This is a genomic window from Streptomyces sp. NPDC015345, assembly GCF_043078805.1.
Lineage (GTDB): Bacteria > Actinomycetota > Actinomycetes > Streptomycetales > Streptomycetaceae > Streptomyces.
This window is the reverse complement of sequence record NZ_JBIBTX010000008.1, coordinates 98,984-119,561: the sequence shown is the minus strand read 5'-3', so window position 1 is coordinate 119,561 and position 20,578 is coordinate 98,984. Positions and strand designations below refer to the sequence as shown.

Genomic DNA, 20,578 nt, shown 5'->3' with positions numbered 1-20,578 from the left:
TTCCGGCATGACCACGCTGAACCCCACGCAGGCCGTAGTCCTGGCCGGAGGCCAAGGCTCCCGCCTCCGCCCGTACACCGACGACCGGCCCAAGCCGATGGTCGAGATCCCCGGCACGGGGACCCCGATCATCGGCCATCAGCTTGCCTGGCTGGCCGCAGAAGGCGTGACCGACGCCGTCGTCTCCTGCGGCCACCTCGCCGAAGTCCTCCAGGAGTGGCTGGACTCGGCCGACCTGCCGCTGAACGTCACCACGGTCGTCGAGAAGGAACCGCTCGGCCGCGGCGGCGGCCTCAAGTACGCCGCCCGCCACCTCCCGCACGCGGACCAGCCCTGGTACGCGACGAACGGCGACATCTGGACCCGCTTCTCGCTGCGCGACATGGCGGCCTTCCACGCCGAGCGGGACGCCACCGCGACCCTCGCCCTGGCCCGCCCCCGCATCCCGTGGGGCGCTGTCGAGACCGACACGTTCGGCCACATCACGGACTTCGTCGAGGCGCCGCCGTCCCCGTACCTCATCAACGCGGGCGTGTACGTCTTCTCCGCGTCCTTCACCGCGCTCCTGCCGGACCTCGGCGACCACGAGCGCACCACGTTCCCGCGCCTGGCCCGCGAGAAGCGCCTCGCCGGCTTCCCGCTGCCGCAGGGCGCCTACTGGCGCGCGATCGACACCGCGAAGGACCTCACCGAGGCCGCCAAGGAACTGGCCGCCCAGGCCCGTTGACCCCCGCGCTTCCGCCCGCTCCCCGTACGTACGCCGAAGGGGCCCCGCACCGTGTGTGCGGGGCCCCTTCGGCGTACGTACCACCGACTCACGGACTCAGTTGCCGAGGACACCGCCCAGCAGCCCGCCCGGCTCCTCGGCCCCGCCGGAGCCGCCCGAGCCTCCGGAGCCGCCCGTGCCGCCCCCGGTGCCGCCACCGGTGGTCGACGGCCCCGCGGTCGAGGCCGACGGCTGCTGCTGTTGCTGTTGTTGCTGCGGCGCCGACTGCTGCGGCGGGGCCTGGCCCGTGCTGCTGCCCTGCGTCTGGCTCGGCTGCCCCACCCCGGCCGCACCGGTCTCGGGGGCCGCGTCCGGGACCGTCGCGCCCTGCGAGGGACTCGCGGAGCCGCCCTCCCGCGTCGGCGACCCGGAGGAGGCGGAGGGGCTCTGCGACCGCTTCTCGCGCCGCTTCTTCGCGGGGTCCTCGGGGAGCGGGGAGCCCGGCAGCACGTTCCTCGGGGCCTCGCCGGGGCCGGGCACGGTGACCCGGTCCGCGTCGCGCACCGCGCCGCCGAGCAGCGAGCCGAGGAGCAGCGTGAGGCCGATGACGACCGCCCCGACGAGCCCGCCGCGCCGCAGCACGCGCCGCCGCAGGTCCCAGATGTCGGCGCGCGGCCCGAGCCTGCGCCAGGCCTCTCCCGCGAGGCGTCCGTCGACGGAGTAGACGGGGGCGCCCGCGATGATCAGCGGCGACCAGGCGGCGAGGTAGATGATGTCCGGCGCGTCGTAGGCGGGGACGGTCTTCCAGCTGACGGTGACGATGAGCGCGGCGGAGAGCAGCACGCCGATCGAGGCGGCGACCCGCTGCCAGAGCCCGAGCACCGTCAGGACGCCGACGACGACCTGGAGGAAGGCGATGCTGAGTCCGGCACCCACCGGGTGCTGGAGGGCGAAGTCGCGCAGGGGCTCGGCGAGTTCCCAGGGGTGCAGCGAGGTGAGCCACTTGACCATGGAGCCGCGTCGGCCGCCGTCGAAGTAGACGGGGTCGCAGAGCTTGCCCATGCCGGCGTAGATGGAGATGAAGCCGAGGAAGACGCGCAGCGGGAGGAGGACGACGCCGAGGTTCATCCGGCGACCGGGGTAGTAGGCGTGCCGGACGGGTTCGGCGCCCTGCCGCCGCCTGCGCTCCTCGGCCGTGTCGTCGGCATCGTCGTCGACGTCGGCGCCGTCCACGCCGGTGTTTCCGTCGCCGTACGCGTACTCGTATTCGTACGCGCCGAACCGCTCGTCCTCTTCGGCGAGCCGCTCGTCGTAGTCGCTGCTGGGCATCCGCATCTGCGGCAGCAGCTGGGTCTGGGGGGCGGATCCGGCGGTGGGTGTCGCGGCCGTCCTGGAGGCCTGGGGGCCGTCGTCGAGGGCGACGCGCGGGATGACCTGGGTGGCGCCGCCGTCGTCGTAGGGGCCTGCCTCTTCGGCCGAACGGCGCACGCCGCTGCCGCGCACGGCTTGCAGCAGTCCGGTCGCGCCGGGATCGCCGGGCGCGGACTTCCCGCTCCAGACGACGGGCGCGCGGCGCTTGGCGGCGGCCCCCACGGCGGGGATGCGCACCGTCTCGTCGGAGAGACCCAAGTGCCGTGAGATACGCGGGGATTGGATGCGCCCAGCGGCGGGGAGCTGCACGCGGAAGCTCGCGTGCGAGACGATGACCTGCGCCGGGTCGCTCGGCACCTTCACCATGCTCAGCGCGGGAGCTTCGTCGAAGCCTGACGAGCTTCCCCCTGTGGGAGTGCGGGGTGTTCTGGTGTCCACACTCATCTAACCGAGTGACGTGTGGTTAGGACACTGCCTTGACCGCGCAGAAATGTCCGGACCGCGTCAAAAGATCACCGCGGCCCGGACATCGAGGCATACCTACGCGCGGCGGCGGGCCGCCTCGTAGAGCACCACACCGGCGGCGACCCCCGCGTTCAACGACTCCGCTCCACCCGGCATCGGAATCCGCACCCGGAAGTCGCAGGTTTCGCCCACCAGGCGCGAGAGGCCCTTGCCCTCGCTGCCGACGACGATGACGACCGGGCCGCTGAGCGCCTCCAGGTCGCCGACCTCGTGCTCGCCGTCCGCCGCGAGGCCGACGACGGCGATGCCCGCCTTCTTGTACGCCTCCAGGGCGCGCGTCAGGTTCGTGCAGCGGGCGACCGGCGTCCGCGCGGCCGTGCCGGCCGACGTCTTCCAGGCGCCGGCCGTCATGCCGGCGGCGCGCCGCTCGGGCACGACGACGCCGTGGCCGCCGAACGCCGTCACGGAGCGGACGATCGCGCCGAGGTTGCGCGGGTCCGTCACGCCGTCGAGCGCGACGATCAGCGGGTCGTCGCCGGTGTCGTGCGCGGCGGCGACGAGGTCCTCGGGGTGCGCGTACTCGTACGGCGGGACCTGGAGGACGAGGCCCTGGTGGTTGAGGCCGTTCGTCATGCGGTCGAGCTCGGGGCGCGGGGCCTCCATGAGGTGGATGCCGCCGCGCTCGGCCGCGAGCTGGAGGGCCTCGCGGACCCGCTCGTCGTTGTCGATGAACTGCTGGACGTAGAGCGTGGTGGCGGGCACGCCGTCGCGCAGCGCCTCGAAGACCGGGTTGCGGCCGACGACCATCTCGGAGGACGACTTGCCGCCGCGCCCCTTCGGCGCGGGGCGGCGGCCCGCGGCCTTCTTGGCCTTGGCGGTGGCGATGCGGTTCTTCACATGCCCCTTGCGCGCCTCGGCGGGCGGCGTCGGACCCTTGCCCTCAAGGCCGCGGCGCCGATTGCCGCCGCTGCCGACCTGCGCGCCCTTCTTGCCGGACATGCGGCGGTTGTTAGCGGCCATGACCTACCTGTCTGTCGTGTTGCGGGTGCGCGTACGTCCGTACGCGCGAGGGTGTACGTCTATGAAGTGTGCCGCCCACGAGGCCGGGCGGCACATCAGCGGTGCCGGTCAGCGCGGACCGAGCGTCCAGCGGGGTCCGCTCGGGCTGTCCTCGATGACCAGGCCCGACTGGCCGAGCTGGTCGCGGATGGCGTCGGCGGTGGCCCAGTCCTTGCGGCCGCGGGCGGCCTCGCGCTGGTCGAGGACCAGGCGTACGAGGCTGTCGACCACGCCGTGGAGGTCTTCGCCGCGGTCGCTCTCGCCACCGGCCCAGTGCGGGTCGAGCGGGTCGAGGCCGAGGACGCCGAGCATGGCCCGCACCTCGGCGAGGCGCGCAACGGCGGCTTCCTTGTCGTCGGCGGCCAGCGCGCTGTTGCCCTGGCGGACCGTGGTGTGCACGATGGCGAGCGCCTGCGGGACGCCCATGTCGTCGTCCATGGCGTCGGCGAACGCGGGCGGCACCTCGGCGGCGGGCTCCACGGTCCCGCCGGCCTTCTCCACCACGCGCTGCACGAAGCCCTCGATGCGGGCGAACGCGGACTCGGCCTCGCGCAGGGCCTCCGGGCTGTACTCGATCATCGAACGGTAGTGCGGGGTGCCGAGGTAGTAGCGCAGGACGATGGGCCGCCACTCCCTGACCATCTCGGAGACGAGCACCGAATTGCCCAGCGACTTGGACATCTTCTCGCCGCTCATGGTGACCCAGCCGTTGTGCACCCAGTACCGCGCGAAGGTGTCGCCGAAGGCCTTGGCCTGGGCGATCTCGTTCTCGTGGTGCGGGAAGATCAGGTCGATCCCGCCGCCGTGGATGTCGAACTCGGTGCCCAGGTACTTGTGCGCCATCGCCGAGCACTCCAGGTGCCAGCCCGGACGGCCGCGGCCCCACGGGGTCTCCCAGCTGGGCTCCCCCTCCTTGGCGGCCTTCCACATCGCGAAGTCGCGCGGGTCACGCTTGCCGGTCTCGCCCTCGCCGGACGGCTGGCGCAGGTCGTCGAGGTCCTGGTTGGAGAGTTCCAGGTAGCCGGGGAAGGACTTCACGTCGAAGTAGACGTTGCCGTCGGCCTCGTAGGCGTTACCGCGCTGGATGAGGCCGCGCATCATCTCGACCATCTCGGTGACGTGGCCGGTGGCGCGCGGCTCGTAGGTGGGCGGCAGGCAGCCGAGCGCGTCGTAACCGCTGTTGAACGCGCGCTCGTTCTCGTATCCGATCGACCACCAGGGGCGGCCCTGCTCGGCCGACTTCCTGATGATCTTGTCGTCGATGTCGGTCACGTTCCGCACGAACGTCACGTCGTAGCCGCGGTAGGCGAACCAGCGGCGCATGATGTCGAAGTTCAGGCCGGAGCGGATGTGCCCGATGTGCGGGGCGGCCTGCACGGTGGCACCACACAGGTAGATCGAGACGCAGCCGTCGTTGAGGGGGCTGAAGTCACGGATCTGCCGGGCGCTGGTGTCGTACAGGCGAATCGTCACCACTCCAGGGTAGTGGGCGCGGGACAGTGCCCCACGCCCCCTGCCCCACAGGGCGACGCAACCGTGACGTACGGCCGTCCTCAGACCCGCCCGACGACCTTGCGCGGCGAGATCCGCACCACGACCCGCGGGGAGTCGTTCACCGAGTCGGGGTTGAACTCCGCGTACTTCTTGCCCGTGTACTTCAGCGACAGCTCGTCGATCAGCTCCTGACCGCCCTCCGTCGTCATCTCCGCCGTGCCGCGGATCTCCGCGTACGTGTACGGCGCGTCGAAGGGCTGGAGCAGCACCGTCACGCGCGGATCGCGGCGGAGGTTCTTCTCCTTGCGGCGGCCGAGCGTGGTGGAGAACAGCACGTCGTCGCCGTCCCGCTTCACCCAGACCGGCGACAGCTGGGGGCTGCCGTCGGGCTGGATGGTGGCGACGGTGATGAACGACGGGGCGTCGAGAAGGGCTTTGAGCTGGTCGGACAGTGCGGCGGACATGGCTTCACTCCTTCGTGGACAGCTGGCTGCGAGAGCCTCGCCTGTACGAGCCATACACCTACCCGATATACGCGGTGTCCGCCTCAGGGTGCGGTGCGGACCACCAGCGCGGTGGCGATCGCGGCGAGTCCGTCGCCGCGGCCGGGGAAGCCCAGGCCGTCGGTGGTGGCCCCGGAGACCGAGACCGGCGCGCCCGCCGCCCCGGAGAGGACCTTCTGCGCCTCGTCACGGCGCTTGCCGATCTTCGGGCGCGGGCCGATGACCTGCACCGCCACATTGCCGATGGTGAACCCCGCGTCCCGCACGATGCGGGCGGCCTCGGTGAGGAGGGCCAGGCCCGAGGCGCCGGACCACTCGGGGCGGCCGGTGCCGAAGTGCGCGCCGAGGTCGCCGAGACCGGCCGCGGAGAACAGCGCGTTGCAGGCGGCGTGCGCGACGACGTCGGCGTCGGAGTGTCCGGCGAGTCCGGGCCCCTCGTCCTCCCACTTCAGGCCCGCGCACCACAGCTCGCGCCCCTCTTCGAAGGCGTGGATGTCGGTGCCGATGCCGACGAGGGGCAGTACGGGGGCCGGGGCAGGCGTCTCAGAAGCCATCGTTGGCCCTCCTGCGGGCGAGCACGGCCTCGGCGAGGACGAGGTCGAGGGGCCGCGTGACCTTGAAGGCCTCCTCGTGGCCGGGCACCACGACGACGGGCAGGCCGAGCTGTTCGACCATGCTCGCGTCGTCCGTGACGTTGTCGGTGACGCTCTCGTGGGCGCGCACCAGCGTGGCGCGGTCGAAGCCCTGCGGGGTCTGCACGGCGCGCAGCCTGGCCCGCTCGGGGGTGGCGACGACGGGCTCGGCCTCGCCCGGCTTCGCGGCCGGCTCGACCTGCTTGACGGTGTCGGCCAGCGGCAGCGCGGGCACCACGGCGGGCGCGCCCTCGCGTACGGCCCGGATGACGCCGTCGACCGTGTCGACGGGCACGAGCGGACGGGCCGCGTCGTGCACGAGCACGATGTCGATGCCGGGCGGCAGCACGTCCAGGCCGGCCCGCACGGACTCCTGGCGGCTCTGCCCGCCGGGCACGACGACGAAGTCGGTCCGCTCGGGCAGGGCGTGGTCGTCGAGGAGGGTCTTGACCTCGGCGGCGCCGTCCGGCGGTGCCACGACGACGACGAGGGAGACGGCCCGGGAGGCCGCCATGGCGCGGATGGCGTGGATGAGCATCGGGGTGCCGTTGAGCGCACGGAGCGCTTTGGGGGCGCCAGGGCCGAGGCGCACGCCCCGTCCTGCCGCGGGAATGACCACCGCGGTACGGGATTCGCTAGACATCGGTTCCGTTCAGGTTTGTGTGCTCGGCCGACGTGGGTATGGCCACACCGTGCCGGGCGCGACATCTTGACCGGACCCTTCCGTGACATCTGGTCGAGCCAGCTGCCCGGGCCCGGCACGCCAACACGGTCCTTGGGGGGCCGCCACCACGTCTGCCCGGGTTCGAACAACATCTGGGCAACTGTGGGCAACGTCTTCGCACAACATCTGGGTACGAACATGCCGCAGCGCCCGGCGACTCCGGTTAAGGGTCAGCGGGCACCGCGGCATCGTTGCGCCATGGGACAGCCGGGGCATGCGCCTCAGGCCGTCCGCGTCAGGACGCGAGGACCTCGTCCAGCAGGGCCTCGGCCTTGTCCTCGTTCGTGTTCTCCGCGAGGGCGAGCTCGCTCACCAGGATCTGCCGAGCCTTGGCGAGCATGCGCTTCTCGCCGGCGGACAGTCCACGCTCCCGCTCCCGACGCCACAGGTCACGCACGACTTCCGCGACCTTGATGACATCGCCGGAGGCGAGCTTCTCGAGATTTGCCTTGTAACGACGCGACCAGTTCGTGGGCTCCTCGGCGTACGGCGCGCGCAGTACCTCGAAGACCCGGTCCAGCCCGTCCTGACCGACCACATCACGCACGCCGACGAACTCCGCATTGTCCGCTGGCACACGCACCGTCAGGTCGCCCTGGGCGACCTTCAGCACCAAGTAGGTCTTGTCCACGCCTTTGATCTGGCGAGTTTCGATGGCCTCGATCAGCGCGGCCCCGTGATGGGGATAGACCACGGTGTCGCCAACCTTGAACGTCATGTGACAGGTACCCCTTCCGTGGCTATCCATCCTAACACGAGAATCGCCTCTTCTGAATGGCGTTTTCGCAGGTCAGGGCATATCTCGGGGCTTGACAACAGCAACAGTGACGTGCTGCGGAGGGCCGCCGGAACCGGGTATTCGCAGGTCGGAGCGGCTCTTCGGGGAGGGAGAAACGTGGGCGATACGCACCCCTCAAGAGCGCCCGAAGAGTCCGATCGTCCCGGTTTGCGCCGTTCCAAGCGGTGAACTTTCGCTGCTCCGTTCGGTGGGCGGAGAGGTGTCCGGCACATCGCTCGGCGTGATTCCGGAATTGATCAAGCCGTTCGGTGATCAATTCTCCGGGCGGCCGCGCATTCTTTGCCTTCCTTACCGGAAATCCGCCGGACGGGCCCGGCCGACACCTGCCGGCGGTTATGTGAATGGCGAACGACGGGGCAATGAAGCGGGCGGGGCGAACAGGCGCGGTGATAGACCCGGCGGCCGGTTCCACGACCGCTCCCGCTCCCGGTTCCGCGACCGGGCCGGCACAGGCTCGTGGCGCGGAGAGGCGGGTCGGGTGCGGTGGCGCGGGAACGGCTCGGTAACCTAAGCGCGCTGACACACCCTTAGGGCGGCTTTACGGCCGCCCGCCCTCCCTTACCGCCCCCGTTCAAGGAGTTGCCGCCGCCGTGAGCCGCAGCCTTCGACGCGGCGCCCTCGCCGCCACCGCCATCGCGTTCTCGCTCGCCTCGCTCGCCGCGTGCGGCGCGGGCAACAACGCTCAGACGCTGGGGGTCAGGCCGGACCACGCCGCGACCTCCGTCGGTGACATCAAGATCCAGAACGCCACGGTCATCACACAGCCGGACCTGAAGGCCAAGGGCCCGGCCGTCGTCTCCGCGACGATCTTCAACGGAGGCACGACCGACCAGACCCTCGAGTCGATCACGGTCAAGGGTGTCGACGAGAAGGTCGAGATCACGCCCGCCAAGGGTGACAAGGCCGCCGAGAAGAACGGCCGACTGACGATCCCGGCCGGCGGCTCGGTCGTCATCGGTGGCAAGGACAACGCCTCCGCCGTCCTGCCCAGCGGCCGCGAAGCGGTCAAGGACGGCGACGCGCAGCAGGTCACGTTCGCCTTCAGCAAGACGGGCGACGTGCAGCTGGAGGCCTTCGTCGTGCCGGCCGAGAGCTACTTCACCAAGTGGGGCCCGACCGAGGTGCCGCAGGCGCCGGGCGCCGGGGCGGAGAAGTCCGCGAAGCCGGGGCAGTCCGGGAAGCCGGGCGCGTCCGGTGAGCCGTCGGATCCCGCGGGCTCCACCGACCCGTCGGGGCACGCCTCCGACGCCGTCGGCACGGACCCGTCGGACGCCGCCTCGCACGGCGCGGACACCGGCAACGGCACGGGTACCGGTACCGGCGCCGAGCACTGATCGACGTACGTACGAGAGAGGGCGGGAACCCCACCGGGTTCCCGCCCTCTCTCACGTCTCACGGCCCGCCGCTCGCGGTCTACGGCTCGAACTTGTAGCCGAGGCCGCGGACCGTCACCAGGTAGCGCGGGGCCCCCGGGTCCGGCTCGATCTTCGCGCGCAGCCGCTTGACGTGGACGTCGAGGGTCTTGGTGTCCCCCACGTAGTCCGCGCCCCAGACGCGGTCGATGAGCTGCATACGGGTCAGGACACGGCCCGCGTTGCGCAGGAGCATCTCCAAGAGGTCGAACTCCTTCAGCGGCAGGTCGATCTTGGAGCCGGAGACGGTGACCACGTGGCGGTCGACGTCCATGCGGACGGGGCCCGCCTCAAGGGCCTGCGGAGCGACCTCCTCCGGCTCGCCGCGGCGGCGCAGGACCGCGCGGATGCGGGCGACCAGTTCGCGCGAGGAGAAGGGCTTGGTGACGTAGTCATCGGCTCCTATCTCCAGACCGACCACCTTGTCGATCTCGCTGTCCTTGGCGGTGACCATGATCACCGGGACGTTGGAGCGGCTGCGCAGCTGACGGCAGACCTCGGTGCCGGGCAGGCCCGGCAGCATGAGGTCGAGCAGGACGAGGTCGGCGCCGTTGCGCTCGAATTCGTCGAGTCCGTCCGGGCCGGTGGCCGCGATGGCGACCTCGAAGCCCTCTTTGCGGAGCATGTAGGAGAGAGCGTCGCTGAAGGATTCCTCGTCCTCGACGACGAGCACTCGGGTCACGGAAGGACCTCCGGGGCAGGAATGGGTTCGTACGTAGTGGTCTCGTCGGTCGGGGCGGTACCGGCTCCGGCGCCGGTGCCACCGCCGTGACCTGGTCCGCGGTCGCGGTGCGCGGCCGCCTCCGGCAGCCGCAGGGTGAAGGTGGAGCCCTGTCCCTCGGAGCTCCACACGGTGACCTCCCCGCCGTGGGAGGCGGCCACGTGCTTGACGATGGCGAGGCCGAGGCCGGTGCCGCCGGTGGCCCGGGAGCGGGCCGGGTCTACGCGGTAGAAGCGCTCGAAGATGCGTTCCTTGTCCTTGTCGGAGATGCCGATGCCCTGATCGGTGACGGCGACCTCGATCATGTCGCCGCCGGGCGCGGTGACCCGGCGGGCGGCTATGCCCACGCGGGTGCGGGAGGGGCTGTAGTTGACGGCGTTCTCGACGAGGTTGCCGAGGGCCGCGGCGAGCTGGCCGCGGTTGCCCCAGATCTGGAGCTCGGCGGTGCCGGCCTCCCGGCGCCCGCCCTCGTCCTCGTCCTCGGTGGAGGGCGAGGGGCCCGCGGTCCCTCCTATCGACGCGGCCAGGGTGATCTGCTTGTGGGAGGCCTGGTGGCGGCTGCGGTCGATCGCCTCCGCCACCAGTTCGTCGACCCGCACCGGCTCGGCGTCCTCCAGGGGGTCGTCGTTCTGGACCCGGGAGAGGTCGATGAGCTCCTGGACGAGATTGGTCAGGCGGGTCGCCTCGATCTGCATGCGGCCCGCGAAGCGTTCGACGGCCTCGGGGTCCTCGGAGGCGTCCATGACGGCCTCGGAGAGGAGGCTGAGGGCGCCCACGGGGGTCTTCAGCTCGTGGGACACGTTCGCGACGAAGTCGCGGCGTACCGCCTCGATGCGGCGGGCCTCCGTGAGGTCCTCGACCAGGAGCAGCACGAGCCGGGAGCCGAGCGGGGCGACGCGGGCGGAGACCGCGAGGGCCTCGCCGCGGCCGGTGCCGCGCCGGGGCAGGTCCAGTTCGACCTGGCGTATCTCGCCGTCCCTGCGGGTGTCGCGGGCCATCTGGAGCATCGGCTCGACGGCGAGCTTGCCGCCGCGCACGAGTCCGAGCGCGTACGCCGCCGAGCTGGCCTTGACCACGCTGTCGGCCTCGTCCAGGACGACGGCCGAGGAGCGCAGCACGGACAGGACCGTGTCCACGCCCGGCGGCAGTACGGCATCGGTGTGCAGGGAGGTCCGGGTGGGGCGTTTCTGTTCGCGCTCGCTCCAGCGGAACGCCAGCATGGCGATGACGCCGGTGCACACCCCGGCGATCGCTGCCGCTGCGGCGACCGCCGCGTTCACGTCCATGTCTCCAGGTTATGCGCCGGGTGAGTACAGGCCACAGCCATTCGGGTGCGGCCTCGAACACTCGTCGCCCAGAGTTCACCGAGGGGACGGCACCGGTTCATTTCTGCCGAAGGGCCCGGTAGCGGGCCGATCGGAGATGTCGCCCCGTGTCGCCCACAGTTCACCTTGATGACAGGGATGGTTCATTCGAGGTGCCGGAAACGGACGCGTCGGGGCCGCACCGTGGGAGCGTAGGGGCCAGCCCCCTGAGACGTACGAGAGAGGGACAGCCACATGCGGGACGCGTACCACGAGGAACTTGACTCGATCGGCGAGAGCCTGGTCGAGATGGCCCGCCTCGTCGGGTCCGCGATCGGGCGCGCCACGACGGCCATGCTCGACGCCGATCTGAAGCTGGCCGAGAGCGTGATCGCCGCCGACCAGAAGGTGGACGATCTCCAGCACGAGCTGGAGGCGCGCGCGATAGCCCTGCTCGCGCGGCAGCAGCCGGTCGCCACCGACCTGCGCATCGTCGTGACCTCGCTGCGGATGAGCGCCGACCTGGAGCGCTCGGGCGACCTCGCCCAGCACGTCGCCAAGCTGGCCCGGCTGCGCTTCCCGGACTCGGCGGTGCCGCGGGACCTGCACGCCACGATCCTGGAGATGGGCCAGCTCGCGCAGCGCCTGATGGCGAAGGCGGCGGAGGTCATCATCACCAAGGACGTCGACCTCGCGCTCCAGCTGGAGCAGGACGACGACGAGATGGACCAGCTGCACCGCACCCTCTTCCAGCACCTGATGGACGACCGCTGGAAGCACGGCATCGAGACGGCCGTCGACGTGACGCTGCTCGGCCGCTACTACGAGCGCTTCGCGGACCACGCGGTGTCGGTCGCGAAGCGGGTCGTGTACCTGGTCACGGGCGAGCACGCGGACGAGATCCAGTCGTCGGGCCCGGCACCGGTCGAAGGGGCGTAGGCCCCTTTCCGCGGGCCCGGTGGGCTTACGCGCGGTGCCCCGCACGACGTCAGGTGGTCGTGCGGGGCACGGTCTTGCGGGGCACGGTCGTGCGGACGGGCGTCAGCCGCAGCCGCCGCCGCACTGGCAGGAGCCGCCGGACTGGCAGCCGCAGGAGCAGCCGGAACCGCAGCCGCAGTTCATCGCTATGACCATGGGCTCGGGGGACGCTGTCATGGGTCTCCTCCTCGAAGGCGTACTGGTGTAACGGCGTACCGCTGTACTCGCGTACTGCCTGCCTCCCATTGCAACGCCGCCGGGCAGGGCGCATCAACGGCGCACGCGCGCGTCGGCGGTCCGGGCCAGACCGCCGAACGAGCCGCCCGGCGAAACTTCCTCCGCAACTGTCACAGACATGGCTGTCACAGACATGCCATAACCCGCAGGCAACGGGCTCGGAGCACTTCGAGCACGCCTCCGACGGCACGTCGCCGGTCCGCCTGAAGGCGCCCGGTGAGTCCGCGCGCGGATCCGTTCGTCGTACGTGAACGGTTCGTCGGACGACAACGTCGACGCGACGACGCACGGCGCGTGGAAGCACCTGAACTTCACACGCTGACGCCGCGTCCTGGCCGTCAGTTGAGCTTCGCAACGCTGGGGGCAGCCGCTCGCCGCCCCCGGCACATCACTGGGTGTGGAAATGCTCGTTGTCCCCCAAGTGCCGAGTGAAGCCTCGCCTGAACAGGTCGGCCGCCTCGGGGCCTACTTCCTCAGGGGTATAGCCGGCGCGGACCGCCGCGATGCCGGCGTGATAGTTGAGGTCCAAACAGGCAGACCTGAAGGCCGCGCTGCCCACCGGACTGCTCAACCCACCACGGGGCATGGCGCACTGTGCTGCGGCTGCGGCACCGAGCTCAAGAATCTCGTCCCTGCTTCGCGATGTGTCGACCATGGGCTGAACGGTAGCCAAGCCGGTCCGGCCATGTGCCAGGAACCGGAGACACCAACTGCGCCGACACATCCCCGTGCCCGAACGCCGCGCCGCGCCGTGGGTGGAGACGGCGCGTGCCTACAGTCGGCGGGATCGCCCGCCGAGGCCTATCGCGCCCTCCGTGTCACCGAGGCCTGCGCCGCGCAGGATGTCCGCCGCCCCGCTGTCCGGGAGTTGGTCGCCGACATGGCCGCCCGCGATCACCGCCTTACCCTGCCGGAGCTCCATCACTTCAGCCGCCGACTGGGAGTCCCCGCGTGATGTCGGGGTCATCGCCACCCCGCAGGGCCTGGGCTTCCTCGACACGGACGCGATCCAGGCCCGCACCGGCTACCCGATCCACTCCGCCTGGCGGACCCCCGGCGAGCCCTTGGACCTACTCGAACCACGGCTCGGGCGGCCGGCCGCCCGAGCCGTGCGGGTGAGCGACCCACCAGACTGCGGAAAAGCCCCCTGCCCGCAGAGAAACCGCAGGCAGGGGGCTTGAAGCTGAAGCAGGGCTACTTCTTCTTGCCCTGGTTCTTGACCGCCTCGATCGCCGCCTTCGCGGCCTCCGGGTCGAGGTAGGTGCCGCCCGGGTTCAGCGGCTTGAATTCGGCGTCCAGTTCGTACGAGAGCGGGATGCCCGTGGGGATGTTCAGGCCCGCGATGTCCGCGTCGGAGATGCCGTCCAGGTGCTTGACCAGGGCGCGGAGGCTGTTGCCGTGGGCCGCCACCAGGACCGTCCTGCCCGTGAGGAGGTCCGGGACGATGCCGTCGAACCAGTACGGGAGCATGCGGACGACGACGTCCTTCAGGCACTCCGTCTGGGGGCGCAGCTCGGGCGGGAGCGTCGCGTAGCGGGGGTCGGAGAACTGGGAGTACTCCGCGTCGCGGTCAAGCGGCGGCGGCGGGGTGTCGTACGAGCGGCGCCAGAGCATGAACTGCTCCTCGCCGAACTCGGCCAGCGTCTGGGCCTTGTCCTTGCCCTGGAGGGCGCCGTAGTGGCGCTCGTTCAGGCGCCACGAGCGGTGCACCGGGATCCAGAGGCGGTCGGCCGCCTCCAGCGCGAGCTGCGCGGTGCGGATCGCGCGCTTCTGGAGCGACGTGTGGACCACGTCGGGGAGCAGGCCGGCGTCCTTGAGCAGCTCACCGCCGCGGACCGCCTCCTTCTCGCCCTTCTCGTTGAGGTTGACGTCCACCCAGCCGGTGAACAGGTTCTTCGCGTTCCATTCGCTCTCGCCGTGGCGGAGGAGGATCAGCTTGTACGGTGCGTCGGCCATGCCTCTGAGCGTAATCGAACCCCGGCGGGCCTCGCGCGGGGGCCAGTAGGGGGTGCGGGGGTGCTGATTGACGGTTCGCGTCAATCGGGTGGCGGGGCGGCGCGGCTGGTTCGTAATATGTGCCAGCCACTTTAGACACTTACACACCGGGGGAAACCGCATGCCCTTCACCGCCATGAGACGTGCCGTCACCGAGAGCGTGTCGGGGCTTCCGCGCGCCTTCTGGTGGCTGTGGATCAGCACTCTGGTCAACCGGCTCGGCGCCTTCGTCGCCACGTTCATGGCGCTGTACCTGACCCTGGAGCGGGGCTACTCCGCCTCGTACGCCGGCCTCGTCGCCGCGCTGCACGGGCTCGGCGGCGTCGTGTCCTCCCTGGGCGCGGGCGTGATGACGGACCGGCTCGGGCGGCGGCCCACGCTGCTGATCGCGCAGGCTTCGACGGCGCTCTCCGTGGCGGTGCTCGGGTTCATGGAGCACCCGGTGGCGATCGCGGGCGTCGCCTTCCTCGTGGGCATGGCGAGCAACGCGTCGCGGCCCGCCGTGCAGGCGATGATGGCGGACATCGTGCGGCCCGAGGACCGGGTGCGGGCCTTCTCCCTCAACTACTGGGCCATCAACCTCGGTTTCGCCATCTCCTCCGCCGGCGCCGGGTTCATCGCCTCGTACAGCTACCGGGCCGGGTTCCTGATCGAGGCCGCGATGACGATGGTCTGCGCGATCGTCGTCTTCATGAAGCTGCCGGAGTCGCGGCCCGTGCGGACGGCGCAGGAGAAGGCCGCCGAGCCGGTGGTCGGGCTCGGGACCGTGCTGCGGGACGGGCGGTTCATGGGCGTGGTGGGGCTGTCGTTCCTCGTCGCGCTGATCTTCCAGCAGGGGTCCGTGGGGCTGCCGGTCGCGATGGGTGAGGCCGGCTTCACGCCCGCCGACTACGGACTCGCGATCGCCGTGAACGGCGTACTGATCGTCGCTCTCCAGATCCCCGTCACGCGGTTCATCGAACACCGCGATCCCCGACGGCTGTTGGTGATCTCCTCCGTAGTCGCCGGGTACGGCTTCGGGCTGACCGCCTTCGCCGGGTCCGTCGGGGTCTTCGCGCTGACGGTCTGCGTGTGGACGCTCGCCGAGATCGTCAACGCGCCGACCCAGACTGGCCTGGTCGTCGCGCTCTCCCCCACCCACGGGCGCGGGCGCTACCAGGGCATGTACACGATGTCGTGGTCCGTGGCCGCGCTCGTCGCCCCGCTGATGTCCGGGTTCATGATCGACCGGTTCGGCGCGGAGTGGCTGTGGGCGGCGTGCGCGGTGCTCGGGACGGTGGCGGCGCTGGGGTACTGGGGGCTGATGCGGGGCCTTCCGGATGAGGGCCCGGCGGAGGACCCGGCGAAGGACCCGGCGGAGGACTCGGTGCAGAGCCCGGTGGAGGGCCCGGTGGAGGGCGGCGCGGTCAGTGCCGCAGGGTCCGTTGCGCCTCGTACAGATTCCGCGGCCGCACCGCGTCCGTAGTGCCGTACAGCTCAAGGCGCGTGTTCAGGTCGCCGGTGAAGTCGGGAACGTCGATCTGGTCGAACTCACGGACGGTGTTGAGGCCGACCGTGGCGCTGTGGGGCGCGAGGCCGTCGAGCTTCATGAGGCCCGCGCGTCCGTTGGTGACGCGGATGTTCCAGTGGGTGAAGCGGGCACCGAAGAGGGGTCCCGCGCTCGCGTCGCCGCCGTGCCGGCCGTTGTTCTCGACGGTGATGTCCGTACGTACGTTCGCGAACGGCATCCCGCGGTGGCTGTCGAAGGTGCCCATCTCCATGTGGCCGCGCGACCAGACGTTGTGGGAGGAGAGGCCCTCTACGTTGATGCCGTGCAGCTGGGTGCCGGGCGGGGCCGGGGTCGTGCGGGCGTCGATCCTGAAGTCGTCGACGAGGTTGTCGTGCGAGCCCTCGCGGCAGAAGTACGGGTGGTGCGAGCCGCGGCCCGACACGCGCGTGCGGCGCAGGGTGCAGGCGGAGGCGGCCACCAGGCCGAAGCCGTTGTCCACATGGCGTACGACGATGTCATCGGCCCAGCAGTCGTAGGCGCACTGGAACGTGACGCCGTTGTAGCCCTTGTCGAGGAGGTGCGGGGACTGGGGGGTCTCGACGGCCTCCAGGGTGAGCGCCTCGACGCCCGAGCCGGTCAGGGCCGGGACGTGGGTGGTGAGGCGGGGGTCCCATGAGGGGCGTATGTCGAGGGGCAGGGGGCGCTCGAAGGTGACCGCGCGCCTGCCGGGGTCGACGGCCCCGATCCTTACGGGCCACTCGTAGGGGACATACGAGGTGAGCTTCGTCTTGTCGTCCCAGGTGTACGCGCGTGCGCCCGCGCCGTCGCCCGCCATGTGCTCCAGGAGCGTGTGGTCGGCGTCGTCGGCGAGGCGCAGGATGACGAGGTCGCCCTTGCGGAGGCGGGAGGTGTCGGTGACCCGCACCGACCAGGAGCCGCGGTGGGCCGGGCGGACGGTGGTGAGGGTCCGCCACTCGTCGCGCCTGTTGCCGGTCCAGCCCTCGAAGGGCCAGGCCTTGGCCTTGATGGCGGTGGTCAGCGACTCCCAACGGGCCTCCGGGCAGAGCCAGATGAGGCCGCCGGCCCAGGACCAGCTGGACTTGTCACCGCCGTAGCGGGAGCCGTAGGGGCCGATCAGCTCGGTGAGGTTCTTCGTGGCGAGGAGGGTGGTGCGGGCGCTGCCCGCGCCGCGGAGCGTGACGTGGTCGTGGGCGATGCGGATGATGTCGTCGACACGGTAGGTACCGGGCCGCAGGAGGACCGTGCCGCCGCCGCTCCTGCCCGCTTCGGCGAGGGCGCGGTTGATGGCGAGGGCTGCGTCGGACGTGCCGTCGGGGGTGGCGCCGTAGTGGCGGGCGTCGAGGACGCGGTGGGGGCGGGGAAAGGGGTGTCGTCCCGCACGGAAGCCGGAGCGGCCTATGTAGGGGATCTGGGGGTGGGTGTAAGGGGCCCGGGTGAACTCACGCCAGAGGGCGGGCGTTTGGGGGGCGGGCGCGGCCGCGCGGGCAGTGGGGGCGATTGTTGCGACCGCTGCGGCCGCCGCTGCCGCTGTCGCGCCGCCGAGCAGGACGCGTCTGGTGGGGTGAGCCATGCCGCCGCCTTCCATGGATGTGAATGTGGTTCACGTGAGCGGTGCGGTGCAGTGGGCGGGAGCATGCCACGGCGGCGATCCGCACGGAAGGGGGTAAGGCGGAAGGGGTGGGGCAGAAAGAGGGGCGGGCGGTGCTCAGTCGCCCGCCCCAGGGGGCATGGACCTGAGGCCCGCTACTGCTTGGGCTGGGTCAGATGCGTGAACGCGTCGAGGTTCCGCGTGGACTCCCCCCGCGAAACCCTCCACTCGTACTCCTTGCGGATCGCCGACGCGAAACCCAGCTCCAGGAGCGTGTTGAAGGAGTCGTCCGAGGCGGAGAGGACCGCACCGAGGAGACGGTCCAGTTCGGCGGGGGTGACCGCGGCGAGCGGCAACTTGCCCGCCAGATAGATGTCGCCGAGGGAGTCGATCGCGTAACTCACGCCGTAGAGGCGGAGGTTCCGCTCGAGCAGCCAGCGGTGGACCGCCTCGTGGTTCTCGTCGGGGTGGCGGATCACGAACGCGTTCAGGGACAGCGAGTGCTTGCCCACGATCATCGACAGGGTCGTCGACAGTTTGCGGGTGCCGGGGAGCTTCACTACGTAGGCGCCCGGCTCGGGGCTCTCCCACTCCAGCTCGGCGTCGTCCAGTGTCCGCTCGATGATCGTCGCGGCGTCCCCGTCCGCGTCCATGCCCATGTCCGTGTCCGCGTCCACGCCCATGTCCGCTTCCGTGTCCGCCTGCTCGGGCTCAGCCATGGTGTGAGCGTACGTGACGGCCTGAGCTGCGGAAGTCGTACATGGCCGCCGTGTAGACATCGGCCGTCGCCGCGGCCGCCGTGTCCCAGCCGAAGGACTGCGCGTGCCGGGCCGCGGCCGCTCCCATGCGGTCCACAAGCTGTGGATGGTCGGCGAAATCGCGCAGCACGCGCGCGTAGTGGGCCGGTTCGTGGCCGGAGATCAGGAAGCCGGTGACCTCGTCGCGCACCGCGACGGGCAGGCCGCCCACCGAGGCCGCGAGGACCGGCGTGCCCGCCGCCTGCGCCTCTATGGCGACGAGACCGAAGGACTCGCTGTAGGAGGGCATCACGAGCACGGACGCCGCGCGGAACCAGTCCGCCAGCTGGTCCTGGCCCACCGGCGGCTGGAAGCGCACCACGTCGGCGATCCCGAGTCTCGCGGCCAGCTTCTGGAGGCCCTCCGGCTTCGCGAGGCCGCTGCCGCTGGGGCCGCCGACGATGGGCACGACGATGTTCGAGCGCAGGGCGGGCCGCTCGTCCAGGAGCACGGCGACCGCGCGGAGCAGCACGTCAGGGGCCTTCAGGGGCTGGATGCGGCCCGCGAAGAGGGGGATCAGGGCGTCCGGCGGCAGCCCGAGGCGGTGGCGCGCCGCGGCGCGCCCGTCGGCCGGGCGGAAGCGGTCGAGGTTGACGCCGGGGTGGACGACGGCGACCTTGCCGGGCTCGGCTTCGTAGTGGTGTGCGAGGTCGCCGGCCTCTTCGGAGGTGTTGGCGATGAGGCGGTCGGCGGCACGCACTATCTGCGTCTCGCCGATGACGCGGGCGGCCGGCTCCGGGGTGTCACCCTCGGCGAGCGCGGCGTTCTTGACCTTGGCCATGGTGTGCATGGCGTGGACGAGGGGCACGCCCCAGCGTTCGGCGGCGAGCCAGCCGACGTGGCCGGAGAGCCAGTAGTGGGAGTGGACCAGGTCGTAATAGCCGGGACGGTGGCCCGCCCAGGCCTGCATCACGCCGTGCGTGAAGGCACAGAGCTGCGCCGGCAGCTCTTCCTTGGCGAGGCCTTCGTAGGGGCCCGCGTCGACGTGGCGCACGAGGACGCCGGGCGCCAGTTCCACTGCGGGCGGGAGGGCGCCGGTGGTGGCGCGCGTGAAGATCTCGACCTCGATGTTGATCGCGGCGAGACGCTTGGCCAGCTCGACGATGTAGACGTTCATGCCGCCCGCGTCGCCCGTGCCGGGCTGGTGCAGCGGCGAGGTGTGCACACTCAGCATCGCCACGCGGCGCGGACGCCGATGGGAGCCGTGAGAACCCGGGATGCCGGGGATGCCGGGGATACGGAGCCGAGAGGGTGCCGCCGGGGAGCGACGCCCGAGCCTGGACACGTATTGGCTCACGTGGCGGTCCTCCTTGCGTACGGGCATGACGAGGCGGAGGGCGTACGTACCTCCGCAGGGAGAACACCGGAAGCAGCTGCTCCATTTCCTCTCGCCCGCCCCTTCGCCCCTTTTTGCCAAAGCGTTACGCGATGCCTGTCGACCGCCGTCCCCGCATACCCTTTCCCCATGGCCCCACGCACCCCTTCCCGCCCCGTGGGAACGGTGACGCGCGGGACCACGAACCCGAACCGGCTGCGCCGCATGGACCGCTGGATCGCCGCCACGCACGGCGCCGCCCTGCGCCGCTCCCCCGACCCGGTCGCCGTCGACCTCGGCTACGGCGCCTCCCCCTGGACCGCCGTCGAACTGCTGCTGCGGCTGCGTACCGTCGCGCCGCACGCGCGCGTGGTCGGCATCGAGATCGATCCGGCGCGGGTCGCCGCCGCGCGGCCGTACGAGCGCGAGGGGCTCATGTTCCGGCACGGCGGCTTCGAGGTGCCGCTGCCGGGCAGCCCGGCGCTGATCCGGGCGGCGAACGTCCTGCGGCAGTACGACGAGGAGCAGGTCGCCGCCGTGTGGGAGCGGCTGTGCGCGCGGCTCGCCCCCGGCGGGCTGCTCGTCGAGGGCACCTGCGACGAGATCGGCCGACGGCACGTGTGGGTCGCGCTCGGCCCTGAGGGGCCCCGCACGGTGACGTTCGCGGCGCGGCTCGGCTCCCTGGAGCGGCCCTCCGACCTGGCCGAGCGGCTGCCGAAGGCACTGATCCACCGGAACGTGCCGGGCGAGCCGGTGCACGCGTTCCTGCGGGACTTCGACCGGGCCTGGGCGGCCGCGGCGCCGTACGCCTCGTACGGGGCGCGGCAGCGGTGGATCACGGCGGTGCGTGACCTCAGCGCCGACTGGCCGGTCCTCGGTGGGACTTCGCGGTGGCGGCAGGGTGAAGTGACGGTGCGCTGGGAGGCGTTGGCGCCTCGGGCGGGGTGAACTCCTGCGCCCATCCGGAG

At 71.3% G+C, this 20,578-nt stretch carries 19 protein-coding genes and 1 pseudogene; 6 read left to right on the top strand and 14 right to left on the bottom strand.

Annotated features, from left to right (window positions below):
• Nucleotides 1-7: 7 nt before the first annotated feature.
• A complete protein-coding gene (locus tag ACF062_RS30120; RefSeq protein ID WP_223775370.1) occupies nucleotides 8-727 on the top strand; it encodes a nucleotidyltransferase family protein in 720 nt (239 codons plus the stop codon).
• Between the two features lie 96 nt (nucleotides 728-823).
• On the opposite strand, the gene ACF062_RS30115 is transcribed toward ACF062_RS30120, so the two are convergent.
• The 7 genes from ACF062_RS30115 to ACF062_RS30085 all read right to left on the bottom strand — a co-directional run bounded on the left by ACF062_RS30115 (nucleotide 824) and on the right by ACF062_RS30085 (nucleotide 7,672).
• Nucleotides 824-2,521: a DoxX family membrane protein gene (locus ACF062_RS30115; RefSeq protein ID WP_392142792.1), complete on the bottom strand. Its 1,698-nt coding sequence runs from the start codon at nucleotides 2,519-2,521 to the stop codon at nucleotides 824-826.
• Nucleotides 2,522-2,617: 96 nt separating this feature from the next.
• Entirely contained in the window at nucleotides 2,618-3,562 is a 945-nt protein-coding gene (gene rlmB, locus ACF062_RS30110) for a 23S rRNA (guanosine(2251)-2'-O)-methyltransferase RlmB (RefSeq protein ID WP_223775372.1), read from the bottom strand.
• Nucleotides 3,563-3,670: 108 nt separating this feature from the next.
• Nucleotides 3,671-5,074: a cysteine--tRNA ligase gene (gene cysS / locus ACF062_RS30105; protein ID WP_392142791.1), complete on the bottom strand. Its 1,404-nt coding sequence runs from the start codon at nucleotides 5,072-5,074 to the stop codon at nucleotides 3,671-3,673.
• 80 nt (nucleotides 5,075-5,154) lie between these two features.
• Entirely contained in the window at nucleotides 5,155-5,559 is a 405-nt protein-coding gene (locus ACF062_RS30100; RefSeq protein ID WP_223775374.1) for a PPOX class F420-dependent oxidoreductase, read from the bottom strand.
• An 83-nt stretch (nucleotides 5,560-5,642) separates the two neighbouring features.
• Nucleotides 5,643-6,152 (bottom strand): 2-C-methyl-D-erythritol 2,4-cyclodiphosphate synthase, encoded by a 510-nt coding sequence (gene ispF / locus ACF062_RS30095; protein ID WP_392142790.1) that lies wholly within the window; start codon nucleotides 6,150-6,152, stop codon nucleotides 5,643-5,645.
• The gene (gene ispD / locus ACF062_RS30090; RefSeq protein WP_392142789.1) at nucleotides 6,142-6,873 is read right to left on the bottom strand and encodes a 2-C-methyl-D-erythritol 4-phosphate cytidylyltransferase; all 732 of its coding nucleotides are present in this window, start codon (nucleotides 6,871-6,873) and stop codon (nucleotides 6,142-6,144) included. Before ispD ends, ispF begins: the two co-directional genes overlap by 11 nt.
• 316 nt (nucleotides 6,874-7,189) lie before the next feature.
• Nucleotides 7,190-7,672, bottom strand: a complete 483-nt coding sequence (locus ACF062_RS30085; protein WP_003953493.1) for a CarD family transcriptional regulator — start codon at nucleotides 7,670-7,672, stop codon at nucleotides 7,190-7,192.
• Between the two features lie 671 nt (nucleotides 7,673-8,343).
• Here ACF062_RS30085 and ACF062_RS30080 point away from each other — a divergent pair.
• A complete protein-coding gene (locus tag ACF062_RS30080) occupies nucleotides 8,344-9,087 on the top strand; it encodes a copper chaperone PCu(A)C (protein WP_392142788.1) in 744 nt (247 codons plus the stop codon).
• Between the two features lie 79 nt (nucleotides 9,088-9,166).
• Here ACF062_RS30080 and ACF062_RS30075 read toward each other — a convergent pair whose 3' ends face one another.
• Nucleotides 9,167-9,847 carry a response regulator transcription factor gene (locus tag ACF062_RS30075; RefSeq protein ID WP_127911779.1) on the bottom strand — a complete coding sequence of 227 codons (681 nt, stop codon included), beginning with the start codon at nucleotides 9,845-9,847 and terminating at the stop codon, nucleotides 9,167-9,169.
• Nucleotides 9,844-11,172, bottom strand: coding sequence for an ATP-binding protein (locus ACF062_RS30070; protein ID WP_356580120.1), 1,329 nt, complete (start codon nucleotides 11,170-11,172; stop codon nucleotides 9,844-9,846). The genes ACF062_RS30075 and ACF062_RS30070 overlap by 4 nt, the downstream gene beginning before the upstream one ends.
• Before the next feature lie 273 nt (nucleotides 11,173-11,445).
• Here ACF062_RS30070 and phoU point away from each other — a divergent pair, with 273 nt between their 5' ends.
• Entirely contained in the window at nucleotides 11,446-12,129 is a 684-nt protein-coding gene (gene phoU, locus ACF062_RS30065) for a phosphate signaling complex protein PhoU (RefSeq protein WP_223775379.1), read from the top strand.
• A 664-nt stretch (nucleotides 12,130-12,793) separates the two neighbouring features.
• Here the strand turns inward: phoU and ACF062_RS30060 are convergent.
• Nucleotides 12,794-13,060 carry a hypothetical protein gene (locus ACF062_RS30060; protein WP_392142787.1) on the bottom strand — a complete coding sequence of 89 codons (267 nt, stop codon included), beginning with the start codon at nucleotides 13,058-13,060 and terminating at the stop codon, nucleotides 12,794-12,796.
• 46 nt (nucleotides 13,061-13,106) lie between these two features.
• Here ACF062_RS30060 and ACF062_RS30055 point away from each other — a divergent pair.
• Nucleotides 13,107-13,360 (top strand): annotated as a pseudogene (locus ACF062_RS30055) (transcriptional regulator); the annotation flags it as partial.
• Between the two features lie 239 nt (nucleotides 13,361-13,599).
• Here the strand turns inward: ACF062_RS30055 and ACF062_RS30050 are convergent.
• The gene (locus ACF062_RS30050) at nucleotides 13,600-14,361 is read right to left on the bottom strand and encodes a phosphoglyceromutase (RefSeq protein WP_223775384.1); all 762 of its coding nucleotides are present in this window, start codon (nucleotides 14,359-14,361) and stop codon (nucleotides 13,600-13,602) included.
• Nucleotides 14,362-14,521: 160 nt separating this feature from the next.
• Here ACF062_RS30050 and ACF062_RS30045 point away from each other — a divergent pair, with 160 nt between their 5' ends.
• Nucleotides 14,522-15,865: an MDR family MFS transporter gene (locus ACF062_RS30045; RefSeq protein WP_392142786.1), complete on the top strand. Its 1,344-nt coding sequence runs from the start codon at nucleotides 14,522-14,524 to the stop codon at nucleotides 15,863-15,865.
• Here the strand turns inward: ACF062_RS30045 and ACF062_RS30040 are convergent.
• The 3 genes from ACF062_RS30040 to mshA form a co-directional block, all read right to left on the bottom strand.
• Entirely contained in the window at nucleotides 15,807-17,480 is a 1,674-nt protein-coding gene (locus ACF062_RS30040) for a glycosyl hydrolase family 28-related protein (RefSeq protein WP_392142785.1), read from the bottom strand. The two genes, ACF062_RS30045 and ACF062_RS30040, sit on opposite strands and share 59 nt — an antisense overlap.
• A 173-nt stretch (nucleotides 17,481-17,653) precedes the next feature.
• Nucleotides 17,654-18,151 (bottom strand): YbjN domain-containing protein, encoded by a 498-nt coding sequence (locus ACF062_RS30035; protein WP_392143013.1) that lies wholly within the window; start codon nucleotides 18,149-18,151, stop codon nucleotides 17,654-17,656.
• Nucleotides 18,152-18,209: 58 nt separating this feature from the next.
• Nucleotides 18,210-19,592, bottom strand: a complete 1,383-nt coding sequence (mshA, locus tag ACF062_RS30030) for a D-inositol-3-phosphate glycosyltransferase (protein ID WP_392142784.1) — start codon at nucleotides 19,590-19,592, stop codon at nucleotides 18,210-18,212.
• 168 nt (nucleotides 19,593-19,760) lie between these two features.
• Between mshA and ACF062_RS30025 the strand changes: the two genes are divergently transcribed.
• On the top strand, nucleotides 19,761-20,558 hold the full coding sequence (locus ACF062_RS30025; RefSeq protein ID WP_392142783.1) for a class I SAM-dependent methyltransferase: 798 nt from the start codon (nucleotides 19,761-19,763) through the stop codon (nucleotides 20,556-20,558).
• Nucleotides 20,559-20,578 lie beyond the last annotated feature (20 nt).